Annotated in this window: 27 protein-coding genes; 10 read left to right on the top strand and 17 right to left on the bottom strand. The window is 46.7% G+C overall.

Features of this window, described 5'->3' with window-relative positions; translation table 11 throughout:
• Positions 1-9 precede the first annotated feature (9 nt).
• Positions 10-750, bottom strand: coding sequence for an SIMPL domain-containing protein (locus tag QUA34_RS07925; RefSeq protein WP_333324365.1), 741 nt, complete (start codon positions 748-750; stop codon positions 10-12).
• A 286-nt stretch (positions 751-1,036) separates the two neighbouring features.
• Between QUA34_RS07925 and QUA34_RS07920 the strand changes: the two genes are divergently transcribed.
• Positions 1,037-1,420: a YkvA family protein gene (locus QUA34_RS07920; protein WP_333324363.1), complete on the top strand. Its 384-nt coding sequence runs from the start codon at positions 1,037-1,039 to the stop codon at positions 1,418-1,420.
• A 210-nt stretch (positions 1,421-1,630) separates the two neighbouring features.
• The gene (gene pcrA, locus QUA34_RS07915; protein WP_333385450.1) at positions 1,631-3,979 is read left to right on the top strand and encodes a DNA helicase PcrA; all 2,349 of its coding nucleotides are present in this window, start codon (positions 1,631-1,633) and stop codon (positions 3,977-3,979) included.
• A 265-nt stretch (positions 3,980-4,244) separates the two neighbouring features.
• Here pcrA and QUA34_RS07910 read toward each other — a convergent pair whose 3' ends face one another.
• The 8 genes from QUA34_RS07910 to QUA34_RS07875 all read right to left on the bottom strand — a co-directional run bounded on the left by QUA34_RS07910 (position 4,245) and on the right by QUA34_RS07875 (position 12,047).
• Positions 4,245-4,445, bottom strand: coding sequence for a hypothetical protein (locus QUA34_RS07910; RefSeq protein ID WP_015174854.1), 201 nt, complete (start codon positions 4,443-4,445; stop codon positions 4,245-4,247).
• Positions 4,442-4,786, bottom strand: a complete 345-nt coding sequence (locus tag QUA34_RS07905; RefSeq protein ID WP_333324358.1) for a hypothetical protein — start codon at positions 4,784-4,786, stop codon at positions 4,442-4,444. Before QUA34_RS07905 ends, QUA34_RS07910 begins: the two co-directional genes overlap by 4 nt.
• A gap of 105 nt (positions 4,787-4,891) precedes the next feature.
• Positions 4,892-6,160, bottom strand: a complete 1,269-nt coding sequence (locus QUA34_RS07900; protein WP_333385447.1) for an FGGY-family carbohydrate kinase — start codon at positions 6,158-6,160, stop codon at positions 4,892-4,894.
• Between the two features lie 203 nt (positions 6,161-6,363).
• Positions 6,364-7,761, bottom strand: a complete 1,398-nt coding sequence (locus QUA34_RS07895; protein WP_333385445.1) for a serine/threonine-protein kinase — start codon at positions 7,759-7,761, stop codon at positions 6,364-6,366.
• Positions 7,762-7,950: 189 nt separating this feature from the next.
• Positions 7,951-9,786: a biosynthetic-type acetolactate synthase large subunit gene (ilvB, locus tag QUA34_RS07890; protein WP_333385442.1), complete on the bottom strand. Its 1,836-nt coding sequence runs from the start codon at positions 9,784-9,786 to the stop codon at positions 7,951-7,953.
• A 465-nt stretch (positions 9,787-10,251) separates the two neighbouring features.
• Positions 10,252-10,491 (bottom strand): hypothetical protein, encoded by a 240-nt coding sequence (locus tag QUA34_RS07885; RefSeq protein ID WP_333385439.1) that lies wholly within the window; start codon positions 10,489-10,491, stop codon positions 10,252-10,254.
• A complete protein-coding gene (locus tag QUA34_RS07880; protein ID WP_333324346.1) occupies positions 10,481-11,779 on the bottom strand; it encodes an MFS transporter in 1,299 nt (432 codons plus the stop codon). The genes QUA34_RS07885 and QUA34_RS07880 overlap by 11 nt, the downstream gene beginning before the upstream one ends.
• A complete protein-coding gene (locus tag QUA34_RS07875) occupies positions 11,754-12,047 on the bottom strand; it encodes a hypothetical protein (RefSeq protein WP_333385436.1) in 294 nt (97 codons plus the stop codon). Before QUA34_RS07875 ends, QUA34_RS07880 begins: the two co-directional genes overlap by 26 nt.
• Before the next feature lie 85 nt (positions 12,048-12,132).
• On the opposite strand from QUA34_RS07875, the gene QUA34_RS07870 reads away from it, so the two are divergent.
• Entirely contained in the window at positions 12,133-12,471 is a 339-nt protein-coding gene (locus QUA34_RS07870; protein WP_006633346.1) for a P-II family nitrogen regulator, read from the top strand.
• A 154-nt stretch (positions 12,472-12,625) separates the two neighbouring features.
• On the opposite strand, the gene rdgB is transcribed toward QUA34_RS07870, so the two are convergent.
• The 7 genes from rdgB to QUA34_RS07835 form a co-directional block, all read right to left on the bottom strand.
• Positions 12,626-13,213 carry an RdgB/HAM1 family non-canonical purine NTP pyrophosphatase gene (gene rdgB, locus QUA34_RS07865; protein WP_333385433.1) on the bottom strand — a complete coding sequence of 196 codons (588 nt, stop codon included), beginning with the start codon at positions 13,211-13,213 and terminating at the stop codon, positions 12,626-12,628.
• A 210-nt stretch (positions 13,214-13,423) separates the two neighbouring features.
• Complete coding sequence (locus QUA34_RS07860) at positions 13,424-14,848, bottom strand: phosphoglucomutase/phosphomannomutase family protein (protein ID WP_333385431.1); 1,425 nt, start codon at positions 14,846-14,848, stop codon at positions 13,424-13,426.
• Positions 14,849-15,039: 191 nt separating this feature from the next.
• Complete coding sequence (gene folE / locus QUA34_RS07855; RefSeq protein ID WP_333324340.1) at positions 15,040-15,774, bottom strand: GTP cyclohydrolase I FolE; 735 nt, start codon at positions 15,772-15,774, stop codon at positions 15,040-15,042.
• Between the two features lie 103 nt (positions 15,775-15,877).
• On the bottom strand, positions 15,878-16,603 hold the full coding sequence (locus QUA34_RS07850; protein ID WP_333385428.1) for an SDR family oxidoreductase: 726 nt from the start codon (positions 16,601-16,603) through the stop codon (positions 15,878-15,880).
• 249 nt (positions 16,604-16,852) lie between these two features.
• On the bottom strand, positions 16,853-17,833 hold the full coding sequence (accA, locus tag QUA34_RS07845) for an acetyl-CoA carboxylase carboxyl transferase subunit alpha (RefSeq protein ID WP_333385425.1): 981 nt from the start codon (positions 17,831-17,833) through the stop codon (positions 16,853-16,855).
• A 559-nt stretch (positions 17,834-18,392) separates the two neighbouring features.
• Positions 18,393-19,418: a long-chain acyl-[acyl-carrier-protein] reductase gene (locus tag QUA34_RS07840; RefSeq protein ID WP_333080458.1), complete on the bottom strand. Its 1,026-nt coding sequence runs from the start codon at positions 19,416-19,418 to the stop codon at positions 18,393-18,395.
• 153 nt (positions 19,419-19,571) lie between these two features.
• Positions 19,572-20,264, bottom strand: a complete 693-nt coding sequence (locus tag QUA34_RS07835; RefSeq protein WP_333204074.1) for an aldehyde oxygenase (deformylating) — start codon at positions 20,262-20,264, stop codon at positions 19,572-19,574.
• Positions 20,265-20,334: 70 nt separating this feature from the next.
• Here QUA34_RS07835 and QUA34_RS07830 point away from each other — a divergent pair, with 70 nt between their 5' ends.
• The 3 genes from QUA34_RS07830 (at position 20,335) to QUA34_RS07820 (ending at position 22,067) form a co-directional block, all read left to right on the top strand.
• Entirely contained in the window at positions 20,335-20,526 is a 192-nt protein-coding gene (locus tag QUA34_RS07830) for a hypothetical protein (RefSeq protein WP_333293279.1), read from the top strand.
• Between the two features lie 231 nt (positions 20,527-20,757).
• On the top strand, positions 20,758-21,576 hold the full coding sequence (locus QUA34_RS07825; protein WP_333385422.1) for a carbohydrate ABC transporter permease: 819 nt from the start codon (positions 20,758-20,760) through the stop codon (positions 21,574-21,576).
• A 134-nt stretch (positions 21,577-21,710) separates the two neighbouring features.
• Entirely contained in the window at positions 21,711-22,067 is a 357-nt protein-coding gene (locus tag QUA34_RS07820; RefSeq protein ID WP_333385420.1) for a transporter suffix domain-containing protein, read from the top strand.
• A gap of 60 nt (positions 22,068-22,127) precedes the next feature.
• Here the strand turns inward: QUA34_RS07820 and QUA34_RS07815 are convergent, their stop codons facing one another.
• Complete coding sequence (locus QUA34_RS07815; protein WP_172191012.1) at positions 22,128-23,156, bottom strand: hypothetical protein; 1,029 nt, start codon at positions 23,154-23,156, stop codon at positions 22,128-22,130.
• A 349-nt stretch (positions 23,157-23,505) separates the two neighbouring features.
• Between QUA34_RS07815 and QUA34_RS07810 the strand changes: the two genes are divergently transcribed.
• From QUA34_RS07810 to QUA34_RS07795, 4 genes are all read left to right on the top strand, one after another.
• Positions 23,506-23,703 carry a DUF433 domain-containing protein gene (locus QUA34_RS07810; protein WP_333324327.1) on the top strand — a complete coding sequence of 66 codons (198 nt, stop codon included), beginning with the start codon at positions 23,506-23,508 and terminating at the stop codon, positions 23,701-23,703.
• A gap of 133 nt (positions 23,704-23,836) precedes the next feature.
• Positions 23,837-25,606, top strand: coding sequence for a pentapeptide repeat-containing protein (locus QUA34_RS07805; protein ID WP_333324325.1), 1,770 nt, complete (start codon positions 23,837-23,839; stop codon positions 25,604-25,606).
• Positions 25,607-25,666: 60 nt separating this feature from the next.
• Positions 25,667-26,206: a hypothetical protein gene (locus tag QUA34_RS07800; protein ID WP_333324321.1), complete on the top strand. Its 540-nt coding sequence runs from the start codon at positions 25,667-25,669 to the stop codon at positions 26,204-26,206.
• A gap of 21 nt (positions 26,207-26,227) precedes the next feature.
• Positions 26,228-26,869, top strand: a complete 642-nt coding sequence (locus QUA34_RS07795) for a hypothetical protein (protein ID WP_333324319.1) — start codon at positions 26,228-26,230, stop codon at positions 26,867-26,869.
• Positions 26,870-26,972 lie beyond the last annotated feature (103 nt).

Below are 26,972 nucleotides of genomic sequence, written 5' to 3'. Positions count from 1 at the left end.
ACTATATTATTAATATCCAAATTGCAAAGTCACAGAAGCTTCTACCTGCTGTTCCCCCCCCACCACAGGCGTTGTAGCATCAGCAGTAGCAGCGCGAGCACCAGCCAATTGCCGATACATTGGAGGCGGCGCGCTCGCACCGTTGACTTGAATGCCCAGAATCTCTCCCCGCTTCAGGTTGAGGGCGCTAAAGACTGCATCCGCTTGCGCTTGAGCATCTTGAGTGGCTTTTTTGAGGGCTTGTTTTCGAGCTTGTTCGATCGCACTTTCGGCAGCGGCAAAACTCACACCGTCGATGCGTGTGGCTCCGGCATTCACCGCATCGTCGAGCAAAGTGCCTGCAGATGCAGTATTAATCCGAAAACTGACGGTATTCGTCGCCGTATAGCCCGTCAAGCGCTGTTGGTTGTTGTCGAAGTTATAAATGGGATTGAGGGTGATGCCGGCAGTTTCGAGTTTTTCGACTTGGCGCGATCGCAGCAACTCTACCACAGCGGACGATCGTCTCGCAGCTTCCTGCTGCACCTCGGCCGCCGTTTTCCCCTGCACCTCAACCCCCAGCCTCACTTGTGTTTGGGTGGTAGGAATCGCTTCCACACCCCGCCCAGTAACACTCAGCGTTCTGATCCGCTGTTCTTGAGCCACCGCCGGATCTAATCTCACAAAACTCACGAGAGTTAAGGTTAAACACAACGCTGTTACCAGACTACGGAAATTAATGCGATCGCGACGTTGCAAATTTGAATTCATAAACTTGATTCTCCTCACATACCACAGATGCTATACTTTACCTTCCCACTGAAATTGCTAAATATCCGGGTTGTTACATTTTTAGCAACTACAAAAATAGTCCGTACTTCTGAAGAAATTATGAGTTATTATGATGTCCGCAGGACGCTCCACTAAAAAATTGGTGTTCTGGGTCAAATAAGACGTTTGGCAGCGATAAATATAGAAAACCACCCAGTTTATGACACTCCGACGTAACTCTTATTTCATTTTAAATAAAATTTAAAAATGATAAAATTGTTAAAAGATGCAATCCTTAAAACAAGTTGCCCGCCGACTAAAAAAAGAGACTTACGCTGTTTATTTAGCCAGTACAGACCAGAGAGTACCTTGGTACGCCAGAATTTTAGCAGGGCTTACGGTTGCCTATGCTTTTAGCCCGATCGACTTAATTCCTGACTTCATACCGATTCTTGGCTACTTGGACGATTTGATAATTGTACCTGTGGCAATTTGGCTGGTACTTAAGATGATTCCGCCACAGGTTTTAACCGAGTGTCGGGAAAAAGCAGCCGCAGAAATAGAGCGAGGAAAACCGATAAATCGGGCTGCGGCTGTTGTGATTATTGCCATTTGGATTGGCTTGGGAATATTAGCAGCAATGTGGCTAACACGGATATTTAAACGTTAAAAAAAATTACCTATCTAGTTATAGTGTAGGGTGCGCGCCAAACACCTTAGCTTAAACAAGTCGCTTGGCAAAAAAATATTTAAAGTTTTAAAAATCACCGTTCTAGTTATAATATAGGGTGCGCTAGGCGCACCTTACCTTAAAAAGAACTCGCGGTATCGCATACCAAGTATTATTTACCCCTTAAAAAATTAAACTAACTTTCTAGCTATGACTCAAACCACTGATTTCCTCAGCCACCTCAACCCATCTCAGCGCCAAGCAGTCGCCCATTATAACGGGCCGCTGTTAGTAGTAGCGGGCGCTGGTTCCGGCAAAACCAGAGCTCTAACTTACCGAGTTGCTAACTTAGTTCGCACGCATCGAGTCGATCCTGAAAATATTCTGGCGGTGACATTTACAAATAAAGCCGCCAGGGAGATGAAAGAAAGAATTGAGAAATTGCTGGCAACTCAGCAAGCTGAAGCGGAATATGGCAAACCTTTGGTAGACTTAGCCCCGGATGTACAAACCAAATTGCGATCGCAAATTTACCAGAGAATTACCAAGCACATTTGGATGGGGACTTTTCACTCTTTGTGCGGTCGCATTCTCCGCTACGATATAGAAAAATACCAAGACGAAAAAGGGCGCCAGTGGAAGAAAAACTTTTCGATTTTTGATGAGTCAGATGCTCAAAGTCTCGTCAAACAAATTGTTACAAAAACACTGAACCTCGACGACAAGAAATTTGACCCGCGAAAAGTCCGCTATGTCATCAGCAACGCTAAAAATAAAGGTTGGTCGCCTCTAGAATACCAAGCAGCAGAACCGGATTATCGAGGTCGCGTGATTGCCGATGTTTACAGTCGCTACCAAGACGCTTTAGCAGCAAACAATGCCCTAGATTTTGACGATTTAATCCTCGTTCCTGTTAAACTTTTGAGCCAAAACGAGGAAGTATTAAGTTATTGGCATAAAAAGTTTTGCCATATTTTAGTTGACGAATACCAAGATACCAACCGCACTCAATACAATTTGATTCGGATGTTGGTGACAAATAACGCCGACCCGAAAAACTTCGACAAATGGCAAAACCGCTCGATTTTTGTCGTGGGCGATGTCGATCAATCAATTTACAGTTTTCGGATGGCAGATTATACCATATTGCTGGAATTTCAAGAGGATTTTGGAGATAGTTTATCTGACGAAAAAACTCGGACAATGGTAAAATTAGAGGAAAATTATCGATCGCGCGAAAACATCCTGCAAGTGGCGAACCACTTGATCGAACACAATACCGAACGGATCGAAAAAATTCTGCGCCCGACTCGCGAACCGGGAGCTCCGATTGTTGTCTGGCGCGCCGACAACGAATTAGATGAAGCGGAATTTGTAGCGGGTCAAATTCATTCCTTGAAGCGCCAAAATTCCGAATACGAACAGGGCAGTAATTTTGCGATTCTCTACCGCACCAACGCTCAATCTCGCTCCTTTGAAGAAGCGTTAATGCGTTTAGATATTCCCTACAATATTGTCGGCGGCCTGAAGTTTTACGATCGCAAAGAAATCAAAGATATCCTAGCATACCTGCGGGTGCTTGCCAATCCCGACGATAGCGTCAGCCTCAAACGCATCATCAATACTCCCCGCCGCGGCATTGGGGATACCACATTTTCCAAAGTCGAAGACGCTGCAACTCAATTGGGCATTCCGTTGTGGGAAATCCTCAGCGATGAATCTTCTGTCAATACTCTCGCAGGGCGATCGGCAAAAGCTATTATTAAGTTTGCCGAAATGATTGGTCGTTGGCAATCGCAAGTTGAAACTCTGCCGGCTTCGCAAATTGTCCAAGGAATTATCGAAGATTCAGGCTACATTGACGATTTAAAAAATCAAGGAACCGAGGAAGCAGAAAATCGGATCGAAAACGTCAGAGAATTGTACAATGCTGTCCTGCAATTTGAAGAACAAAACGAAGAACCGACGCTGACATCATTTTTAGCAAAAGCCTCTTTAGCATCCGATTTAGATGACTTGCAGGAAGAAGATTCCCGCGTATCGCTGATGACGCTGCACTCCGCCAAAGGGTTAGAATTTCCCGTAGTATTTCTAGTCGGAATGGAACAGGGTTTATTTCCCAATTTCCGCAGCTTGGACGACCCAAAAGCGATAGAAGAAGAACGCCGTTTGTGCTACGTCGGCATCACTCGCGCCCAGGAATTGCTATTTCTCACCCACACTCGCGAACGCCGCCTCTGGGGAGGTTTCCGGGAACACTGCACCCCTTCACTGTTCTTAGGGGAATTGCCCACACATTTGCTGGCTGGAAGTGCGAAGAAAACTAAGACAGCTAAAACGGCTGTTTCCAAGGGAAAAACTAATAATTCAGCAGCTAATTCTGGGAATTCTCAATCGGCAGAGTGGAAAACGGGCGATCGGGTTTTTCATCATGCTTTTGGAGTGGGAGAAATTACCCACGTTTTGGGAGAAGGCGATAAAACTAATCTGGCAATTAAGTTTTCGGGTTTGGGCCGAAAAATCATCGATCCCAGAACAGCTAAGTTGCAGCGAGTGTAATAAAAAAGTGTTGAAAACTCCCGATAGGAGTCGGCGGTTAAACGGTTACTACACAACCTTGCGTCCCAACTTCAGGGGACACAAAAGAAATGATTCAAGACTCTCCCGCAGGGAATAGCCCCTCGATCGATCTTATCTCACATCTTGCACCCTTCTCTCTTAACATGCTTTTCGGTCTGTGAAGCGAGAAAATTTACTCTTTGTGGAACAGGCCGAAAAGCCTGTTCATAAAAGACTTATTAAGAATGATGCAACATCTCATATCTTATTCGACTACCTGAGATTCCACACGCCTGTATTTACCCGCCAAACGTTCTCGACGCTGGCGGCGGTTATCAGCTTCAAATATGGCGATTAATTCATCCAGGTTTAGAGTCAAAGCGTCAAGCTGTTGGCAGACTTCACGCATCTTTTCAACGTGTCGCTTTCTGGTTTCAGCGTCGGGGATTCTAGGTTGTTGATTCATGGCAAATTCCAATCCATTTTGATTTCTCGGATAGTTGCTTCTGAGGCATCGACAGCCGCCTCTGTTTGTTCTATCGTTCTATACAGAAAGTTTAACGTATCCGCATTCGCAGCGGGTTGAGATTCTGCTACCTGCTGCAAAAGCCTGTACAAACGATTGTAAGGGTTTCTCAACCTTTCCTTAACATTATCCAGGGATTCTAGTTCGGGGAGTGTCGCTTCTGTCTCGCCAAACTGCTGCATTAAAATGTATTCTGTGGCGGTTGTTTCGTTGAGGATTTCCACTAGCCGTCGCTGCAAGGTAAAAATTGTGTTTAGGATGTCATCAGGTAGCTTTGCCATTGTCCTTAATTTTTAGGGATAACAACTTAACACAATATATCAGAATGTTTGCTTCCTCTCATTTTAGTTTTAATCGATAGCGATATCAGTCCAAATTTACCACCTTTAAATTTGCGTTCCATGCTTCGCCAATAACGCACTTCCATAAGCAGCCGCAGTATGAATTGGCGTTTCAACAGGGACTTTTAAATAACGCTTTCTAATCGCACTCCAAACCGAATTTTTCGCCCCGCCACCAGCCGTATAAACTTTGGTCAAAGGAGTTGCACCCAACTCCTGCAATAATTGATATCCCCGCGCTTCAATCCGCGCTATGCTTTCTAGCAAACCGTGCAGAAATTCCACTGAATCTGTTGGACGCGGTTCGAGTCGGGGCGGCAAATTCGGGTCATTAATCGGAAAGCGATCACCCTTTTTCAACAATGGGTAATAATCCAGCAAACTCTCTTGTTCTGGCTCAATTTGTCTGCTATAATTATCTAACTCAACATCAGTAAAAAAGTGTCGCAGTACGGCACCTCCGGTATTAGAAGCACCTCCAACTAACCACAAATCGCCTAATTTATGACTGTAAATCCCGTATCTAGAATCATCTACGCGGGTATGACTTAACAGTTTAACTGCTAGTGTAGAACCAAGAGAAGTTACTGCTTCCCCTGGTAAATTGACACCGCTTGCTAAAAATGCTGCAATGCTATCGGTTGTGCCAGCACAAACTGTACAATCGCGGGGAAAACCCAAGCGATCGCCCACTTGAGATCTCACTTCCCCCACAGGCGTGCCCGGTGCGACAACTTGCGGCAATTCAGGAGTTGCAGCCCCCGCAATTCCCTGCGTCAGCCAATTCGGATAGCACAAAGTATCAACATCGAAACCGAGTTTCAAAGCATTGTGATAGTCGCTAATTCCCAATTTCCCGTGCAGCAAAAACGCCAGCCAGTCAGCTTGATGCAGGAAAACCGTAGGGGCGGTGCCCCCGTGCCCGCCCTCCTGCCACCACAGGAGTTTAGCCAGACTGGATGTAGCGCTTAATACTGTGTGGTTATCCGGCGCGATCGCCCGCAACCTCTCTGTCACCGCTGCACCGCGCGCATCATTGTATAAAATCGGCTCGCATACTGGTATACCGTCGGTATTGCACAGCATGACAGTCGAAGATGTGCCGTCAAGGGCGATCGCCCTTACCTGATTGCGGATTGCTGGGGGAATTTGGTCAATTACAGCCCACAGCGCATTTTGCCACGCTGAGGGCAATTCCGGCTGTTGCGCGTTGGCAAAAGTATGTTCTGTCTCGCAATGGATTGTACCCTGGGAGTCGATGATTGTCGATCGCGCGCCCGTGGTGCCGAAATCTATTCCCAAATAAAGATTCATTTGCCACTCCCCCGAATTTTCCTATATTTGACGAAACCACAAATTTTATTTGCATCCTGCCTCTAGTTGTTTAATGATATCTCTGACTCTTATTGGCAGTTATTATTAATGTAACTAGCAGGTATTGAAATGACGAAAAGCCGATAACTTCGTTGAAAAATATCCTAAAAAAATGCTTTTAAAAGGGCTGAAATCGCTATAAATTATAGCTTACATTTCTCAATGCGAGAGAAGAGAACCAAACCCCACCAGCCCACCAAACCAAACCCCACCTGCACGCAACAACGAACCCACGGTAGGTGGCCCTCTGGTGCTTGCAGATTAAAGGTTAAATCATTGTAATTCAACCAATCTTTCCTCCCCTTTCTCCTCTTTCGCCAACCGACACGATCGCCTAGCTTGCATTCAGTGTCATAATCAACTTTACCGCCTATTTCTAACCAGATTTTTTTCTGGACGCTAAAGCCAAAGTGACCCTGACTGTATTTTACCCACAATTTGTCGATCGTCCGCAAATCATCGCCCGGAAAATTCTCGATCGAGTTCGTATCGAACCAACCTTCCTTCTCCCGTCTAGCAGCTTTTAACATCACCTTGAATGTTTCCTGATCCGCCTCTTTCCACTTTCCTGCTGCTAATAAATCCCGCAGACGAGTATAGTCAACTCCCCGCGCCGATTTCAGGGAGTCTGGTGCCGGTGGAGGTGTTTGAACTGATAATTGAGGCGATCGAGTACCAAGAGCCTGCAAAACTTCAGTAGCAGATTGATAACGTTTTTTAATAGCAGGTTGTATCATTTTATCTAAAATCTGACCCAGTTCCGAACTGACAGATGTTTTTAAGTGTTCTCGCCACACCCACTCAAACTCGCTATCATCGAATAAATCAATCGGCTCAACCTGAGTTAACAGACACAGACAAGTCACACCCAGACTATAAATATCACTAGCATGAATAGCTTTGCCGTTGGCTTGTTCTGGTGCCGTATATCCAGCCGTCCCGATCCTCGTTCCCGTTACCGCTAGAGCCGTTTGTGTCGCATATTTCGCGGCTCCAAAGTCAACTAAAACCACTTGCCCATCTTGCCGAAAAATAATATTTTCTGGCTTGATATCTCGGTGAATAACATGGCGGGAATGAATGAACTCGAATACTGGCAATAAATTATTAAGCAAGTCGCGAATCTGCCTTTCGCTAAAATATCCCTTAGATTCTAGTGCTTCGGCTAAATTTTCACCGTCGATGAATTCTTGGACTAAATACTGCCGTCCATCTTGACTAAAATATGCTAATAAGTCGGGAATTTGAGAATGTTTACCCAACTGTTCTAGGCGTACTGCTTCGAGCTCAAATAACTCAGCAGCTTTCTGGATACTAGAAGTGCCTTGAAGTTGGGGGTAGAATTGTTTAATAACGCAGGAAGGTTTTGATGGTTTATACTCGTCAATAGCTAGAAAAGTGCGCCCAAATCCCCCTTGTCCAATAATTTTTTGGGCTCCGTAGCGATCGCCAAATAGCAGTTTATTCCCACATTTTTGACAGAATTTTGTAGAGCCAGAGGGGTTTTGGAATAGGCAATCAGGGTTTAGACACTGGCTCATAAAATATGCTTAGAGATTACAGGTTAAAGCTCTCGATGCGATGCCAGCGGAGATGGTGTTAAATGTGAAACAGCCGATCGGGGTAAGGACATCGCATTGCCCAAAGCGTGTAAACTTAACCCGAAAAACCGCTTCACCCGAAAGCTTGGCAGGGGTTTAAACTCCTGCCAGACAAGGCATTGTCTCTACTTAAACTTTTGTCCCGCACTCAGGACAAAAGTTATTGGTGGAAACATTCTTAGCGCCGCAACTCGGACAATAAACCAACTCCGCAGATTGCAACTTGCTACGATCAGGCAAACCAACCATTTGAGCGTTGCTCTTACCCGGAACTACCATCGGATAGCAGTTTTCGTCCCTCGTCACCTTCACGTTCATCAGCACCGGGCCGTCGTGAGCGAGCATTTGAGCGATCGCATCTTTAAGTTCCTCCGGCCGCGAAACCAGCATCCCCTTCACGCCGTAAGCTTCAGCCAGCATCACAAAATCCGGCATCCCTACAGTCATATTCGACGACGAATAACGCTCCCCGTAGAACGCCTGCTGCCACTGCCGCACCATGCCTTGCCAGCCGTTATTTACAATCACAATCTTGACATTAATGCCGTATTGTGTTAGTGTTCCCAGCTCTTGAATATTCATTTGCACGCTAGCATCGCCAGCAATACAAATCACTTGCTCATCGGGTAGGGCCATTTTCGCGCCCATCGCCGCCGGCACCCCGAAACCCATCGTGCCCAAACCAGCGCTCGAAATCCAGCGGCGCGGCCCGTTGTTCAAGAATTGAGCCGACCACATTTGATGTTGACCGACATCTGTTGTGTAGTAAGCATCCGGCGCTTGGGTAGCCAACTGAGAAATCACCTCTTGCGGAGACAAAATGTCTGGGTAATGAGGCACCACTAACGGATAGTCCTGTTTCCACTGATCGATCCTGTGCAGCCATTCCCCAGTCTGTCCGGTTTTCCCCGAAACTCCAGTTTCCCGACAGCGACGCAGCAAATCGAGCAAAACTTGGCGGACATCTCCGACAATCGGCACGTCAGGGCCGCGATTTTTGCCTACTTCCGCCGGGTCTATATCGACGTGAATCACCTTTGCGCGCGCGGCAAACTCGTCTAATTTGCCCGTCACGCGATCGTCAAACCTCGCCCCTACAGCGATCAGCAAATCGCACTCGGTAACGGCAAAATTAGCGTAAGCAGTGCCGTGCATCCCCAGCATTTTCACCGACAAAGGATGGTTTTCGTCAAAGGAACCTTTGCCCATCAGCGTTGTCGTCACCGGCAATTGGAAAAGTTCGGCCAGTTCCTTAATTTCCTCGTGGGCCCCGGCTGCGATCGCCCCGCCACCCACATAAAGCAAAGGACGCTTTGCTTCCTGCAGCAAATAGATTGCTTGATTAATTTGCCGAGGATTTCCCTTCACCGTCGGCCGGTAGCCCGGAATTCTCACTGCTCCGGGTTCCACGGGCAGATAGTCAAATTCTTCCAAACCCACATCCTTGGGTACATCAACCAAAACAGGCCCCGGCCGCCCTGTACTCGCGATGTGGAAAGCTTCTGCCACAATTCGCGCCATATCTCTGGGGTCGCGCACTACATAGGAATGCTTGACAATTGGCAGGGTAATCCCGTAAATATCTGTTTCCTGAAACGCATCAGTGCCGATCGCCGGACGGGGCACCTGACCGGTAATAATTACCATCGGGATCGAATCCATGTGGGCCGTCGCAATCCCTGTTACCAAATTAGTGGCGCCCGGGCCCGAAGTAGCAAAACAAACCCCAACTTTGCCCGTAGCGCGGGCGTATCCGTCAGCCGCGTGAGCAGCGCCTTGTTCGTGGCGCACCAGAATATGTTTGATAGCGCCAGTTTCTTCGGCGCGGTAGAGTTCGTCGTAAAGCGGCAGAATTGCACCGCCGGGATAACCAAAAATATGCTTGACGCCGTGGCGGATCAAGCTGTCAATCAGAGCAAATCCACCAGTTGCACGCTTGATGGTCACTTTAGTTTTTAGTTGCACAGTATTTCCTTCCTTAAACTAATTATGATTTTTAATGAAAGCTTTTATACTACTTTAATCTCAATTAATGAAACTAGGAAAATTTAAGTGGTGAGATTTTACAAAAGATTTCGTGATCGCAGAGGGTTCGCCCGATCGAGACATTGTGGAACACCACAGGAAGAAAAGAAACAGAGGAAATCGCGGCTTCTATGCCGGTTTACCGCTATATGACGCTTGTATAGCATTCGTTCTGCGGCCTTCGACAATAAAAACAATCGTTTCAGCAATTAAGAACGTCCTAATCATCAGGGCGGTTGCTATGTTATCGATCGATCGCGAAAAGAAAGCCATATTCCCTCTTCCCATTGGTGTCAACACTCGCCTAAAACCCTTGATAAATCTTGTTTAGACGCGAGTCTTGATCCCGCTCCTATTCCCGTTAAGAAGGGAAACTAAAGAGAATGCTCTGGTTCCCTCCCACTATCAGGGGATATGGACAATCATCGTCAAACAGTAGCTCGGTACTACATTTGACTTTAAGTTGACACCCATCCCCTCTTCTATCTTCCTTCTTCCTTCTTCCATCGGACTGACATCGGTTACATCCCGTACATTGCTCGTTGCCGAACTTCCGACTGCCATCGGACTGACATCCGTTACATCCGTTACATCCCGTACATTGCTCGTTGCCGAACTTCCTTCTTTGCAAAGTTTACAGAACATCCTGCAAGACTTTGCGAGTATGTTTCCAAGCTGCCATTCCCATCACCGAAACCAAAAAGCCCAAACTCAGCAACACGATCCGCAAGCCGAGGTCATCCGAGCCGACGGCTTTGCTGACAGCATCCGTCAGAGGGCCAGTAATCGCTAAAGGCAGGCTCAGAGCAATATTAATCGCATTGTTCTCAAATCCAAAGACTTTGCCCCGCATAGATTCTGGAGTTTTTTCTTGAATCAGAGCTTGCATCGGGCCGTTAATTAAGGAAGCACCAAAACCGAACAGAGCGCTCAATCCGAATCCCACCCATAACTGTCGAGTAAAGGCAAACATTGCCAATACAAAACCCATCATCAAGAAACCGATTAAAGGCAGAGGTTTGTGGTGCATTCGATGACCCCAGTGTCCTAAAAAGGCTGCACCGAAGACCATTCCAATTCCCGCAGCAGCGAGCAAAAAGCCAAATTGAGTTTCTTTGAGACCTATTTTGCCTGAAAGCGCGATCGCCAGCACCTGAAGCGCCGCAAACACCGAATACAAAATGGTCAACTGCACCATCGCGTTGCTGACAAGGTGATTGTGTTTCACATACCGCAAACCTTCCTTGAGGTCTTGCCAAGGATGAACGTTTTTGCCACTGCTGCCGGCATGACCTTCTTTGATCTGCATAGCATATATCAAACCTGCTGAGATCAGGTACAACCCGCCCAGCAAAAACTCTTGAGAAGCTGATCCGAAGCTGTGTTTGACCCAACTAAACAGCGGTTCGCCGATCGTCATCCCGATAATAATCCCGCCCATGGTGGACGAGGCGAACAGAGCATTTGCCGACATCAGTCCCTCTCGCCCCACGGCTAGGGGGACGGCTGCCGCTTCTGCAGGAGCAAAAAATTGCGTTACGGTAGAGATCAAAAACGTCATCGTCAACAAAACCACAAAAGCTTTGGGCAAAAACGGCAAAGCTACAATCAACGCGGCTCGAATCACGTTGCAGGCGACCAGCATTTGCTTTTTGGAAAAGCGGTCTACCACGATACCGGCTACGGAACCAAAGACGATCGCTGGCACGGTGTAGGCGATCATCACCGCTGACAGCATAGAATTTTCCGAATGTTGCCAAGAAACCGGCCAGGGTCGGTAGTCGCCGGTTTTCAGCAGAATAATCAGCAATACGTAAAAGATTTTATCCGCCACTTGGGCCAATAACTGGCCCGTCCACAAGGCGAGGAAGGGGCGATTTCTCAGTAGGGCATCAAGCCCGCTGCGGTCAGGGGGAGGGCTGGCTGGGTGCATAGGAATAGTTTAACTGACCGCCTCTGGCAATTATAGTTTTCAGCAATATGTGCAAATCTGACATAGCAAAGCGGAAACTCGGAAAACTCCTGTCTCCTGCGTTCTTTTTCTGTTTTAGCAGATCGGCGGGGGACGCCTGCTGCTGTCTTCTTAACTCTACCGCGATCGGCCGGAGCCGAGAACCCGCGCCGCCGGAAAATCCGAGAAGATTGTTAAAGGTTGGCGTGCATTTCATCGCGAGTACAAGATACGGTAATATACTTGACAAAATACTTGCTGCTGGCAGTGATATTAAAAGATGTCACGCCGATTAAGTAATATAACGAAGGTACTAACTGTTAGGAGTGAGAAACTTGAAAAAGGTTGAAGCTATTATTCGCCCCTTTAAACTAGACGAAGTGAAAATCGCACTCGTCAATGCTGGTATTGTGGGGATGACTGTTTCTGAAGTTAGAGGTTTTGGCCGTCAGAAGGGTATGACAGAACGCTATCGCGGTTCTGAGTACACCGTTGAGTTCTTGCAAAAGCTCAAGGTGGAGATTGTTGTGGAAAACGATCAGGTTGACATGGTGGTTGATAAAATTATCGCGGCTTCCCGCACGGGCGAGATTGGCGACGGCAAGATTTTCATCTCTCCTGTAGAACAAATTATTCGGATTCGGACTGGGGAAAAGAACTTGGAGGCAATCTAAGATACTGGGGCATTGGGCATTGGGCATTGGCCAAACAGGGCATTGGGCATTGGTAACTGTGATTGCCAACGAAAAACCTCTTTCCTGTTTAGTTTTGATACCTAAGTGTCAATATCCAATGCCACAGTAACCCCATTTTTTAGCTTTTTTCTCATTATTGGTTGACAACGTTCGCCAATTGTGGTATAAGAGCATGGAAGGCTCGGCCGCGGTGAGAGTGCGATCGCTTGATATCCGCTGTCATTTCTGCAAAAGTCTGTTGCTGTGCGGGTACGTAGAAAATGGGGTCATATCCGAAACCTCCCGTACCGCGAGGAGTGTGGAGGATTTCGCCTCGGCAAATTCCTTCTACTTGCAAGGCAATTGTACCGTCGGGACGGGCGATCGCGATCGCGCAAACAAATTGTGCTTCCCGGTTTTGTTCGCTACCCAATTCTTTGAGAAGTCGAGATATCCTGTCAGCATCGGTTTTCCCGTAGCGTGCGGAGTAAATCCCAGGTTGGCCGTCGAGTGCATCTACCATTAAACCAGAATCATCGGCGATCGACCATTTGCCCGTTGCTTTTGCCACTTCAGACGCCTTCAAGCAAGCATTAGCAATAAAAGTTTCGCCTGTTTCCTCAATTTCCAACTCTTCCGGTTTTAGTTCCAATTCCCATCCCAAATCCTGAAGATAAACTTGCATTTCCTTGAGTTTACCCGGATTGCCCGTAGCTACAACTAGCAATTTGCGATCGATCATTATTTCAATTAAAACTTACGGCTTGATATTAACAAAAAAAACGTCGCACGATCGCAAATAAGTTATATTGTTTCTGGTTGGGAGTCGGTTACTTGTAGGCTGGGAAATAATGGGATTTTTTGACCGCAGATATCGGCGGATGAACACTGATTAACGCTGATAGTATTTGAGCTATTTTTATCTGCGTTTATCTGCGGTTGAAAACTCCGATTAATTATGCGCCCAACTCTTCGCCCAGTTTAAGTTTTGCATAACTTCTTTCAATGTCGCTGCTTCTGAGTACAGCCGCAACACGGGTTCTGTTCCGCTAAACCGAATTAACAGCCAACTTCCGTCGGCTAAACGGAATTTATATCCGTCAACTTTGTTGCAATCTACAACTGCTTTGCCGGCGATTTCTGTTAAGGGTTGATTTTGCAGCAGGGACAGCAAACGCGACCTTTCTTCCATGTTTGCTAGGTGCAAGTCGATTCTGTCATACGCTGAAGTAAAGCTGGTTTCTTGTTGCAGTCGGCTGTAAATTTCGCTTAAGTCTTCCCCGGATTTGACAACTGCTTCTAACAAGTACAGCGCTGACAGTAAAGCATCTCGTTCGGGGATGTGTGTACCGTAGCCAATTCCTCCCGATTCTTCGCCGCCGACTAAGACTTGAGTGGTTAACATTCGATCGGCTATATACTTGTAACCGATCGGCGTTTCAAATAATGGCAAGTTGTACAGCTTGGCAATTTTGGGAATTATGTCTGAACCGCTGACTGTTTTGATGACTTCCCCGGTCAAGCCACGCCGTTTTGCTAAATGTTCGATTAAGATGGGAACTAGGATTTGTGAACTGAGAAAGTTGCCGCTAGAGTCAACTGCTGCAATTCGATCGCTATCTCCGTCAAATACAAATCCGATTGACAAACCAGAACTTTTTCGCTGGTGAGTACGCATCACCCGAAATAACTGCGACAGGTAGCGCGGCAAAGGTTCCGGTGCACCGCCGCCGAACAGCGGATCTCGATCGCTGTTGACTTCGTGCACTGTTTCTTCTAAAATTTGAGCTAATCCTCCGGCGGCGGCACCGTGCATTACATCTACAAATACTGTAATTTTGCCGCTGGCGATCGCTTCTTTAATCGCATCAATATCTACCATTTCCCGCAAGGTTTTGCAGTAAGCCGGCCAAGGATTGAAATTCTCTAATTTGCCGGGAGTTGCTGAAATTGCCGCCGGATTTTCGAGTTTTGCTTCTATCTGTTGAGTAACTTCGGGCGAAACTGAACCGCCAAATCCGCCCTTGACTTTTAACCCTAAATATGCGCCGGGATTGTGGCTGGCTGTCAGGACGATCGCACCCAAAGCATTTAATTGTTTGGCAGCTAAACTGAAAGCTGGAGTGGGGGCGTAGGATTCGCTAAGTAGCACGTCAAATCCTGCGTTTTGGATGGCAATAGCCGCTGTTTGGGCAAATTCTTCAGCCAGAAATCGACGGTCGTGACCGACAATTACGGTACCGCTGCTGCCATCGCTACCACCAGTTTGTGCGAGAACTTGTGCCGCTAGGGGAGCGACTAACGCTACGCGATCGAATGTAAAATCGTCAGCAATGATACCGCGCCAGCCATCTGTACCGAATTTAATAGGATTCATTTAGTCACAAGTCATGAGTCACCCGTCTATTTTATGGGTTTATCAGTCGATCGTCATCTAATTTTAGATTTTAGATTTTAGATTGCGACTGCGGATGAATCTGGGGGCTAGTGACCAAATTGCTTAATTGCTAGCCACCACCCAAAAAGTGATTGACTAATGACTAATGACTAATGACTAATGACTAATGACTAAAAGAATGCCGGTTGGTGGCGGATCAAATTCAGGAATTCTTCGCGAGTTTTCTGTTCTTCTTGAAACACGCCCAACATGGCACTCGTAACTGTCCAAGCACCGGGTTTTTGCACACCCCGCATCGTCATGCACATATGGCTGGCTTCCATTACTACAGCTACTCCCTGCGGTTCCAATATTGTCTCAACTGCTTCGGCAATTTGGCGCGTCAAACGTTCTTGCACCTGCAATCGGCGGCTGTACATCTCGGCAATTCGGGCTAATTTGCTCAGTCCCACTACTTTTTGGTTGGGAATGTAAGCGATGTGAACTCGGCCCATAAACGGCAGCATATGGTGTTCGCACATACTGAATACGCTGATGTCTCGCACCAGTACCATTTCGTTGTGACCTTCGTCAAAGATAGCGCCGTTAAGAAGTTCTTCGAGGGATTGACTGTAGCCGCTGGTGAGAAACCGCATTGCTTCTGCTACCCGCTTCGGGGTTTTGAGCAATCCTTCCCGTTCAGGATCTTCTCCTACTCCCAGCAGAATTGTCCGAACGGCGGCCATCATTTCTTCTTGGCCTACTTCTGAGGGTACGGGTATGTGGGATTCTTGACCGTGCGAGGAATTGCGATCGGGTCGAGTGGGGATGCGCGGGGAGTTGTTCTCTGCGGTTTGTAACAGTTTCATGCTGTCAGTCGAGAGTGAGTTCGAGCCATTGGAATCGGCGGAAGATGCAATTGTCATAACAAGTTGGTGTGAGGGTGAATCAATTTTCGATTGGGGGATATAGCTAGAGATTCAAAGATTGTTGAATTCGAGAAAAATCCAGCAGTCTAAAATCTCAAGTTCACAAAACTCCTGCGTTGGACATGAGGGTGATTTCTTCAACTACTGCACTTGCTGGCAACTGAACTGCGTGCAGAATTGATTGGGCGACGATTTCTGGGGTTAACATGGCGGTGCGATCGAAGTCGGCGTCTACGGTGTCTGTGTCCCACAGGGGAGTGTTGACAGAACCCGGACAGATTGCTGTTACGCGAATTCCGTGAGCTCGTTCTTCGGCGGCTAAGGTTTTAGACAAAGCCATGAGACCGAATTTGCTAACGCAGTAGGCTCCCCAGTTGGGGAAGGCTTGGGTGCCGGCGATCGAGGAAACGTTGATGATGATTCCCGATCGGCGATCGCGCATGGAGGGCAAAACTCCTAAAATGCACTGCCAAACGCTAGTTAGATTGAGGTCTAAAACGCTCTGCCACTCGGCTAGCGGCGTTTCCGTCAAAGAGCCGGTGTAGCCCATACCAGCGCTGTTGACCAGGATATCTACGGGGCCGAATTGAGCTGCGATCGCGCTGATGCTGCTTTGCACTTGCTCAATTTTTGCCAAGTCTAAGGGATAAGCTTCTGCTTTCACTCCGACTGCTCGGGCTGCTGCGGCAACGGCTTCTAAGTTTTCCGACTCTCGGCTAACTAAGGCCAGATTTATGCCCTCGGCGGCGAACGCTAGAGCCGTCGCTTTGCCAATACCGCTGCTGGCTCCGGTAATCAGAGCCTGCTTTGTTGTGGGATGGTTCATTCAGTGTCCTAATACTTTCGCTCGGCAAGTCCCTCAAGCGTTGCAGCCTTCTTCGCCAAATTAGAAAGCTGTCTGCTGCGGGTGATCACAGTTAATTATGAGATCAACATTAAGAACTGTTAAGCCGGTGTCACCTGAGAAATTATAACACTGCTGATTGATTCGCAGAATAGTGACTGGTGAGTTATCACTTATGAGTTGGAAGTTAAGAGATTTTCACTCATAACCGATAACTCTGAATCGATCGGCTCAAGCAGAAATTTCAGTGAATACACCGATGTGGCGAAACTTTTGATACCGGAGATCGCGTCGCTGTTGACCAGTAAGCTGTGTTAGTTCTGCTAAGTTTTCTAACAAAGCTTGTTTGAGTATGGACGCAGCTTTGAGGGGATTCGAGTGAGCGCCGCCGATCGGCTCTGGTACTATTTGATCGAGAACGCCGAGGTTTTTCAAATCCCAGGAAGTAATTTTCAGGGCTTCTGCGGCCAAGTTCGCTTTGCCAGAGTCTTTCCAGAGAATCGCCGCGCAAGCTTCGGGAGTGGCGACGGTGTAGACGGAATGTTCCAGCATCAACAGCCGCTCGCCGACACCGATACCCAATGCGCCGCCGGAACCGCCTTCGCCGATGACGGTGCAAATAATGGGAACGTCGAGGCGAAACATTTCTCGGAGGTTACAGGCGATCGCCTCTCCCTGTCCGAGCTGTTCTGCTTCTAAGCCCGCCCAAGCCCCCGGAGTGTCGATAAAGGTGAAAATTGGCATTCCGAAGCGATCGGCGTGTTCCATCAACCGCAGGGCTTTGCGATAGCCACCGGGAGCAGCCATGCCGAAGTTGCGGGCGATATTGTCTTTAGTGTCGCGCCCTTTTTGATGGCCGATGATGACTGTGGGACGCCCGTCTATGCGGGCAATTCCGCCGACGAGGGCCGGGTCGTCTCCGCCGCGCCGATCGCCGTGAAGCTCGATCCACTCGTCGCTAATTGCCTGAATGTAATCGAGGGTGCTGGGGCGGCGCGGGTGACGGGCCAGTTGCAGCCGCTGCATGGGGGACAAGCTGCTGAAGATTTCTTGTCGCAGTTGGGCTGAGCGAGCTTCGAGTTTGCGAATTTCGTCGGTGACATCGACGCTGTTTTCTGCGGCGAGTTCGCGAATCTGGTGAATTCGGGTTTCGAGTTCGGCCAGGGGCTTTTCAAAATCTAAGAGTAAGGGTTTACGGTCTGGGTTTGGCACGCTGATAATTTCTATAAGGTTTTGTCAGGTTTTGTCGATCGACTATTTCCAGATCCTACCCTGTCAGGGGATGCTGAAAAAGAGGGGAAATTTGGAAGTTTTAAATTTTGAATTATGCTTGGCTTACTAAGCTTGTTGAAAACCAGAGGCTGGAGCCTCGTTTTTTGCTACACTATTTTTGCTTGCTGCTGATTTTTACGCCCCTCTTTCCCCGCGCCCCTGGGTTCCCCACCGCCACAAAAGGCCTAACCCTGCTGAACTGTTCCCCAGTCCAAAAAGCGACACCAGCGCGATCGAACTCACCCATTCGGAAGCTGTAACAGCCCTGTCTATATTACATTTTGTCGCCAACCATCAAATATCAGAAGAATTCAAGACAAACTATTGCCACCAATCACATCCGCTGGTTCCGAACTACAAACTACTTTTCTTCGGGTTGTGCGATCGGATCTAATGTTAATAGTTAACTGTTAAAAATTCACTATTAACTGTATAAAAAAAGTTACTGGTTATTATCAGAAAAACTTTCCTCAATAACCAATAACCACAACAAATCACATCAAACTGACATTAATAAAGGTCTGAAACCGTGCTTGACAGAAATATGACCGATTTGCTCCATCTTCTCCACTGTAATTTGATTCCGTCCCCAAGAAAAATTGGTATACATTTTTTCAAATTCCAGCAGCATTGATTCAGCAAAACAGGCAAACAACTGTCGACCCGGCACATCCATATTGACAATCTTCATAATTTTCCACTCAATATCGAGGGAATGCTCCACAATGCCGCCATTGAGTACGTAAATTTCTGGATGCTGAACCTGAGTTGCCAGATTTTTCGGATAGCCACCGTCAATCAATAAACAGGGTTGCTTCAATGTCTTAGGGTCAATTTCTACTCCCTTGGGCATACTGGCTACCCAGACTACAATATCCGCTTGGGGGAGGGCTTCTTCCAAGTCCATAATTTTGCCTCGCCCCAATTCCGATTGCAAATCTTGCAATCGTTCTTTGTCGCGGGCAATCAGCAACAATTCTGCTACATTTGTTTTAACATTGAGCCAGCGACACACCGCACTGCCAATATCCCCCGTAGCACCGCAAACCGCTACAGTAGCTTTTGAAAGTTCAATCCCCAATTTAGGGGCTGCTTCTTCTACTTGGCGGCAGAGGATGTAAGCCGTGTGAGTGTTACCAGTGGTGAAGCGTTCAAACTCCAACTTGAGATTGCGAATTTGCTTAATTTGCTGCAAGTTGAAAGTCTCAAAAATGATCGAAGAAAAGCCGCCTAAAGCAGTGATGTTAATCCCGTTTTTTTGAGCGTGTGCCATCGCATTAAGGATTTTGCGAGTGGCTGCTTTAATCCGGCGAGTGGCTAGCATTTCTGGCAGAAAACAGGACTCCACATAGCGGCCTTCTATTTTTTGTCCAGTGATGCTTGTTACCGTGATCTGATCAACTATTTGGGGCGGTGCGCTGCACCAAAAATCGAGACCTTGATCGGCATATTCTGGATAGCCCAGCTCGTTAGCTACTGATTGGGCGTGTTCTAAGCTGGTTAAGTGACCGATTAGACCAAACATTAAGTTGTCAAATGAAGGAAGATTGAAGATGGGAAGATGGGAAGATGGGAAGATGGGAAGATGGGAAGATTAAAAATGTATATTTTAAAATGAGGTATCCCATTTTTAATTTTTAATTTTTAATTTTTTTCCCATTCCTTATTTCCGAATTAACTAGGCTGCGAGACCTTGTGCTGACATCCGCATGATATCGCGGTTGTTAAAGCCTATGTTGCCTAGGGCTTCGCCGTAGGCAATCATAAAGTCTTCGATTAAAGCGTCTTTTTCCATTCCCAAAACGCGAGCATCGTCTGCGACCGAGTTTAGCAGTCTCCAGATGATGGGCAGGTTTTGGCGGTTGGCGGCTTCGAGTTCGGCTTTGGATTCCTCAAAGTGAGCTTGCAGCCAGACTTCCCCAAAGTTGAGGTGGGTGTATTCTTCTTTGACGACGCCTTCGGTGATTTTGCGAGCAAAGTCATCGGCGACGGGGATGTAGATGTTGTAAGCTGCGATCGCAAAACACTCGATAATTAGCGATTGAATCAACAAGCAAGTTACAATCTGACCTTGGGCCGCAGCCGTCTGGAAGTTTTTGTGCAATTCCGAAAAGAACTGCTTGGCAAATGCCATGTCCGGCGTGACTTTAAGATTCCGGCCACAAGCTTGGAAGCCTTTCATGTGGCGGTTCTCCATCTTGGACAAGCCAACTAACTCTGCTTTTTTGTCAGCCAACAGTTCGGCCAGTGTCAGGTAATTATCGTGAGCTTCTTGTTCGCCTTCAATCACAATGGCGTTGATGCGGCTGTAAGCATCTTTGTAAGTTTCGGTTTGAAAGTCAATTGTTGGGCTGGCCTCAAGCTGGGGCATAGATATGTAGTCTCCTCATATAAGCTTGTGGGATGTTTGGAAACCCCTTTTAAATTGGGGGTGAGTGACAGTGCACTTTACCTTTTTTGAACGCACCCCATCTAAATCAGAGATTATAGCTGAGGGTTCTTTCGACAAAGAACTTTTCTTTGACGTTCCGGGAAAAACTGGCGTCCTCAGCGTGTTTGCCGGACTTTTGCCGTCAAACACTCCAGAAAGACTATCGCTAGAATGCTATCTATTTACTAATTACTTGAATTAGTCGTTAGTCGATCTTTTGCCCGGAAATAGATGATAGAAATACGGTCTATGTCTCCACCTTTCAGGGTTTTACAGTACCAACTCTATCTATAACATTATATCCTAATCACAACTTCCTCCCTAGGTACTCCTTCTTTCCTTCTACGACTATTATGTTGTTGTATGGGAATCTGGGATGCGATCGGGTTGGAGAACCTCACAGGCTTATTATTTTAGGTTAATTCACAAATTTATGGGTAAATCCTTTGACAGGTCTCAAGCGCTGGAACTGCTGAGTTTTATTTTGTTGCTGGCTGGTGCTGCGCTGGTGCTGCTGCCACTGGCTGCTGTATTTTTGGTTTCGGTATCACCATCTGGTGTCGGTGTCAAGGCCACAGGCCTGACTTTTGCGAACTATCAAGAGGCTTGGCGACGGGGCAATTTTTTGTTGGCATTCCTTAATTCTACTCTAGTGGCGATCGCAGTGACGGGTTTTCAGGTTGTGACTTCTGCTTTGGCCGGTTATGCTTTGGCCAGACTGAAGTTTCGGGGGCGACAGGCCCTAGTTTTGGGGGTTTTGGCGACACTGGTAATTCCATTTCAGCTTTTGGTGATTCCCATTTTCTTGGTTTTGAAGTGGGGCCATCTGCTGAATACTTACGGGGCGCTGATTTTGCCTACGGCGGCTAACGGTTTTGGGATTTTTCTGCTGCGCCAGTATTTTATGACTATTCCGGTGGAGTTGGAGGAGGCGGCAATGCTGGATGGGGCTAACCGCTGGCAGGTTTTGTGGCAGGTGATGTTACCTTTGGCCCGCCCTGCTTTGGTGACGCTGTTTTTGTTTACGTTTATCGGGGAGTGGAACGATTTGTTTAAGCCGCTGGTGTTTACGACGCGGCCGGAGTTGCGGACTGTGCAGTTGGTTTTGGCCGAATTTCAGGAACAGTTTACTAGCAGTTGGCAGTTGTTGATGGCGGCGGTGGTAATTGGCACAGTGCCGGTGGTGTTGCTGTTTTTGGCCGGTCAGCGGCAGTTTATTCGGGGGATTGCGGCGACGGGGATTAAGAATTGAGTTGGAGAGGCTTGGCAATTATGTTTGTAGTCATAGGTTGAACCATTCTCAAGAACAGGCAAGATGCTTGTTCCACAAATACTAAATGTTCTTGTGGAACAGGCCGGAAAGCCTGTTGCTGACATTGGTGCAAGATGGGAGTTTGTAGTCACTCGGCGATTGAAATCGCTACTATACAAACGAAATCCACTTTAAGTGGACTAATAGATAAAGGGCATATCAAAGCTGTATTATGTGAATCTATGCGAAAGCTCGGTTTGTTCTTATTTATCGTATCTTTTCTACCGTGGTTAGCCGTCTTGTTTGTGGTGCCCTTCCTGCCGCTGGACATTACCCAAAAAGCAACTTTATCTGTCGTTCTGGCTGTTGGGGCCGAGGTTTGTTTTTGGATTAGCGTAGTGCTGTTGGGGAAAGAAGTAGTTACCAAATATCGGCGTTATTTGCATCCCCGATATCTTTGGAAAAAAATCAGAAATTTTAACCGCAGATGAACAGGGTTCGACGCCGATAATGAGCCGGGAGATTGGCGTTTATCTGCGGTCAAGGTTGAGCTATTCGCTGAAAATTTGCAAGCGAATAGAGCGTTCTCCGTCTCCAAAATCCACTTCAATCTTTTCTCCCGAAAGACTGTCCAAGCATCCCAAAAGCAACCGCAAATTGGGTGTGCTTGCTCCTGTATCCACATACAATCTATCTGCCAAACTGCCTAAACGCTTCCAAATTGTGTAGAGTTTGACTACTGTTTGTTCTAGCTGTGCCGCTTGTTTTACAACGTCGGCGGTGGTTCCCAAACAGCCGACTCGCAAAGATTCTTCTAAGGCCATTTCCATGTCTAAGTGAGACTGATTGAGAGCTTGCACTTGGGCGGCGGCGTCGAGATATTTTGATAAGTTCTTGGCGTCGGATGTTAGCTGTTTGACCGTATCTACGTCGGGATTTTCTGCTACTTCTTTTTGAATTTCGCTTTGGTGAGATGGGGAGAGTTTCTCCATTTCTTTGACTAAAGGAGCGAGGTAGCGGGAAGGTAGAGAACCGGTAGATGCTTTTTCTTTGACTTCTTCGGGCAATAAATCTGAGTTCATTGCCATCCATTCGTCGGAGAGTTGTTTGACTTCGCGGCGGGTGATGCGATCGCCACTTGCTGCGGCATCTGTTACCATTTGCTGCACTTCGGGAGATGCTTTGGCAGTTTCTACAAAGGCTCTTTTGCTGAAGTTTCTAATGGAATTTGGGTCTAAATCTCCTTGCTGGATCAGAGTATCGGCACTATTAGCTAATTCTATCAAAGAATAGGCTTGACTTTTGCCAATTTCTCTTTCTTTGAGCCAGTTCAAAAAGCCTGTTCCGCGTCCTTCGCCGCCTTTTTTTTCTCTGTCTCGGACTGTTCGGAGAATGCGTCCCCGCCAAATGTCGGTTTGCAAGTCGAAGCGATCGCACACTTTCCAGGCATTGTCAACCTGATTTTCAAAGTCAAAGTCTGGTAGTTGTTCGTCTTCGGGGTCTGGTAATTGGAAGTTAATGTCGGTAAAGCCGTTGAGGGCTTCTGCAAGTTCTGCGGGATTTAGGGGGACTTCAGCCATTAGGAAAAATTTGTGTAGTGCAACAGCCGGTTTAATTGGTAACTTGCACGGGTTGACAGTTGAGACGCTATATGTAGCGGTAAGGTAGGCAAGATTTACCTACTAATAGAGTTTTTGTGCAAGTCATATCATTATTGCACGATGAGGTGCGATCGGCGAAAAGATACCCAAAAAGACTCCGAGCACGCCCCTGATGGGACTTGAGGCGAGTGCTGGCTGTGGGGGGATTGAGTTAAAGTGAATTAGGAAATTAAAGGAAGTAATAAAAGGCTGGAAACTACCAAACGTTACGAGCGCTCTATCCCTTTGTTAGCCTAGAACTGAGAAAATAAGCTAAAGGAAAAGTGCCATGTCAAAACAAGACATCGCTAATATCCTTACGATCGAACCGGGAAAGCGTGGTGGTAAACCCTGTATTCGGGGCATAAAAATTACGGTTGATGACGTGTTGGAATATCTCGCTTCGGGGATGAGTTATGAAGAAATTTTAGATGATTTTCCCTATCTTACCCAAGAGGATATTTGGGCTTGTTTGAGTTGTTATTAAATAGTTATCATATTATATTTCGGTAATCGCTAATAATGATTCTGTAGTAAGAGCGTAAGGCTCGCGAGCTAGAAGCTCGCACTGTAGTCGTCATTAATTGACCGGACATAATATTATATCCCTGCGTGAAATCATGCCCAAAGACTTCTCCGGTAAAAATCTCCGAGGCCGCAATTTCAAAGGTCAAAACCTCACAGGTGCAAAATTCATCGGTGCAGACATCCGAGGCGCAAATTTTACAAATGCGATCCTCAGAGAAGCTGACTTCACCCGTGCCACGGCAGGACTGCAACGCCACTGGACTATTTTTATAGTAACTATCTCGCTATTTCTATCGGCAATATCGGGATTAATGTCAGGCTTGACTACTGGTTGGGTAACATTGTTTTTCACTGCAGATAACATCAAACTGTACACCTTGATTCCAGGTGTCTTATTGCTGATTGTTTTGGCAATCTTCTTTATTGTTACCTGGCGCCAAGGTTTGGTGGCAGGTTTAGTGGCAGGGGCAGTGGCAGGGTCAGTGGCAGCGGTAGTTGCAGTGGCAGTTGCAGGGGCAGGGGCAGGGGCAGGGGCAGGGGCAGTTGCAGGGGCAGGGGCAGGGGCAGGGGTAGTTGCAGTGGCAGGGGCAGTTGCAGGTTTAGTTGCAGGGGCAGGGACATGGGCAGTTGCAGGGGCAGTTGCAGTTGCAGGGGCAGTTGCAGGGGCAGGGGCAGTGGCAGGGGCAGGGGCAGTTGCAGGGGCAGGGGCAGGGGCAGTTGCAGGACTAGGTATTTACAGTGCTTGGCGAGTTCTGGCTGGGGATGAGAAAGAGGCCTTGATTCGCACCATTGTCATTGCCTTTGCCGCTACAGGCGGCACAAGTTTTCGCAATGCCGATTTAACTGATGCCAATTTCACTGAGGCAACTCTCAAAAGTACAGATTTTAGAACAGCCAATCTCACTCGCACTTGCTTCCACAAAACAGAAAAGCTCGATCGCGCGCGAGTTGGTAATTCGATATTAGCTGATACCCGCATCCGAGAATTACTCATCACTCGCAATGGCTACAAAAAATCCTATGTTGGTGCGAATCTCCAAGGAGGAAACCTGACAGGCGTTAATCTAAACGAGGCTAATCTCAAGCAGGCTAATCTCAACGAAGCAACTTTGCATCAAGCTAATTTGGAATCGGCAAACCTCACTGACACTCAAGCCTTGGCAACAGATTTTACAGAAGCTTGTTTTACAGGTGCTTGTTTGGAAGCTTGGAACATTGACGCTAATACAAAGCTCGATCGCGTAGACTGTCGGTTTGTCTATCTTCTAGAATATCCCAAACCGGCAACTGACGATCGTGAACGTCGCCCCAGCAGTGGCGAATTTGCACCGAGAGAATTTACCAAACTGTTTGAGGAGGTTTTGAACACCATCGATCTAATTTTTCGTAACGGTATTGAGTGGAAAGCTTTTGTTGCTGCCTTCAAAAAAGTGCAAGTGGAAAATGAAGGAACGGAACTTACTATTCAGAGTATTGAAAATAAAGGCGATGGAGTCATTGTTGTCAAAGTTAGCGTACCACCTGATGCTAATAAGGAGCATATTCATCAAAATTTCACACAAATTTATGAACTAATGGTGGCACGATTGAAAGATAAAGACAAGCATATAACATTTCTGGAAGGAGTCGTTAATCAACTGGCTGCTAAACCTGTTACCATAGAAGTTAAAGCTACAGCAGAGAATAAAATCGGAAGCGACAACATCGACCAAAGTCGCAAAGTTGAAATTTCAGGAGGAACGATTAGCGCTACCGGTGCCGGCTCATTAAGTTTAGGAGATAATGGCGGTACAACAGCCAACACGATCGAGCAGTTGCCTGATTCTGCCGTTAGCGCAGCCCTCGAAGAGGATCGTCCTTAATCACAAAGTGAGTAATGCTATAATTTTAGTCAAACTCTGGTAACAGCGGAAATCAAAGCTATGAGCGTATCAGTAGGTTCAGAGAAACCGGAATTTAAAGAATTACTGCTGCAATTGCAAGCTGCCATTGCGAATGAAAATACAGAATTGTCAATCCAGAGTATAGAAAATTCCGAAAAGGGAGTAATTGCCATCTTTGTCAATGCTCTGAGAGATGATAAGCAAGCTATAATTTATCACGAGTTAAAGCAAAACTACGAACTACTGTTAAAGGCTATTGAAGATAAATATCAAGCTGAATTGCGAGCCAAAGATTGCGAGATTGCCATGTACCGTCAAGAGATAGCTATTTCCGAAGCAGTTTCTAAAAGTTTAACACAGCTTGAAACCGATGCTCATTCCAGTCAGGAAGATGAGTCGATCGCCGAATCAGAGGATGTGGAGTCACTAAGGGCGATCGCCCAAAAATACAAGGCAGAAGTAAATTATAAAGATGAGGAAATCGCTTTATATCGCCAGCAAATAGCTGAAATGAGAGAACTAACAGAGATGTTAGCTAAACAACCACTCTCGATTAATATTATTCAGGAGGATAAGTAAGCATAAACTCTGAGCCAAATCATGCAAAATGACGAAAGTCTTACTCGAATCATCCAGGCCTATGAGCAAATTATCAAAGATTTAGAAACCAAGCACAAATATGAACTGCAAGCTAAAGAGAGAGAAATAGCATTTTACCGTCAAAAAAGTTTTGAGCTGAATGAACTTCTAAAATTGTTGGCTACGCGACCTGTTAATGTTAAGATTACTAATAAACCTAAATCTACATCAGAGAGTAAAGCTATGAGTGACCAAATCGACCAAAGTCGTAAGATTGAAATTACAGGCGGAACCGTTAACGCTAGCGGCGCAGGAGCCTTAAGTTTAGGTGATATCAGCGGTACTGTTGCCAATACAATTAATCAATTATCTGATTCTGCTAAACCAGATGAACCTGGAATCAAAGAATTACTGACTGAGTTACAAACAGCGATCGAGGCTGAAACTGATTTATCTGATGATGATAAAGCAGAAGCTTTGGAACAGGTAAAAACTTTGGCAGAAGTAGGGAAAAATCCCCAAGAAAGTACAATGCAAAAGGCGGGGAAAACGGCAATGAAGATTTTGAAAGGGACTATTGCTGGTTTACCTAGTGCGGCGACATTGGTGGAAGCTTGCAGTAAATTGTTGCCCGCGATCGCAAGTCTCTTACTTTTACCCTGAAATCCAATATCAACGCCCAGTAAGTAGGGCTTGCTGAATATATCGAGCGCATATTACGTGGGCTGGGTTAAGAGAGCGTGCGATCGAGAGTAAAGTGCAAGAT

This window comes from Microcoleus sp. POL10_C6, assembly GCF_036701585.1.
Lineage (GTDB): Bacteria > Cyanobacteriota > Cyanobacteriia > Cyanobacteriales > Microcoleaceae > Microcoleus.
This window is presented reverse-complemented; position numbering and strand designations above follow the sequence as displayed.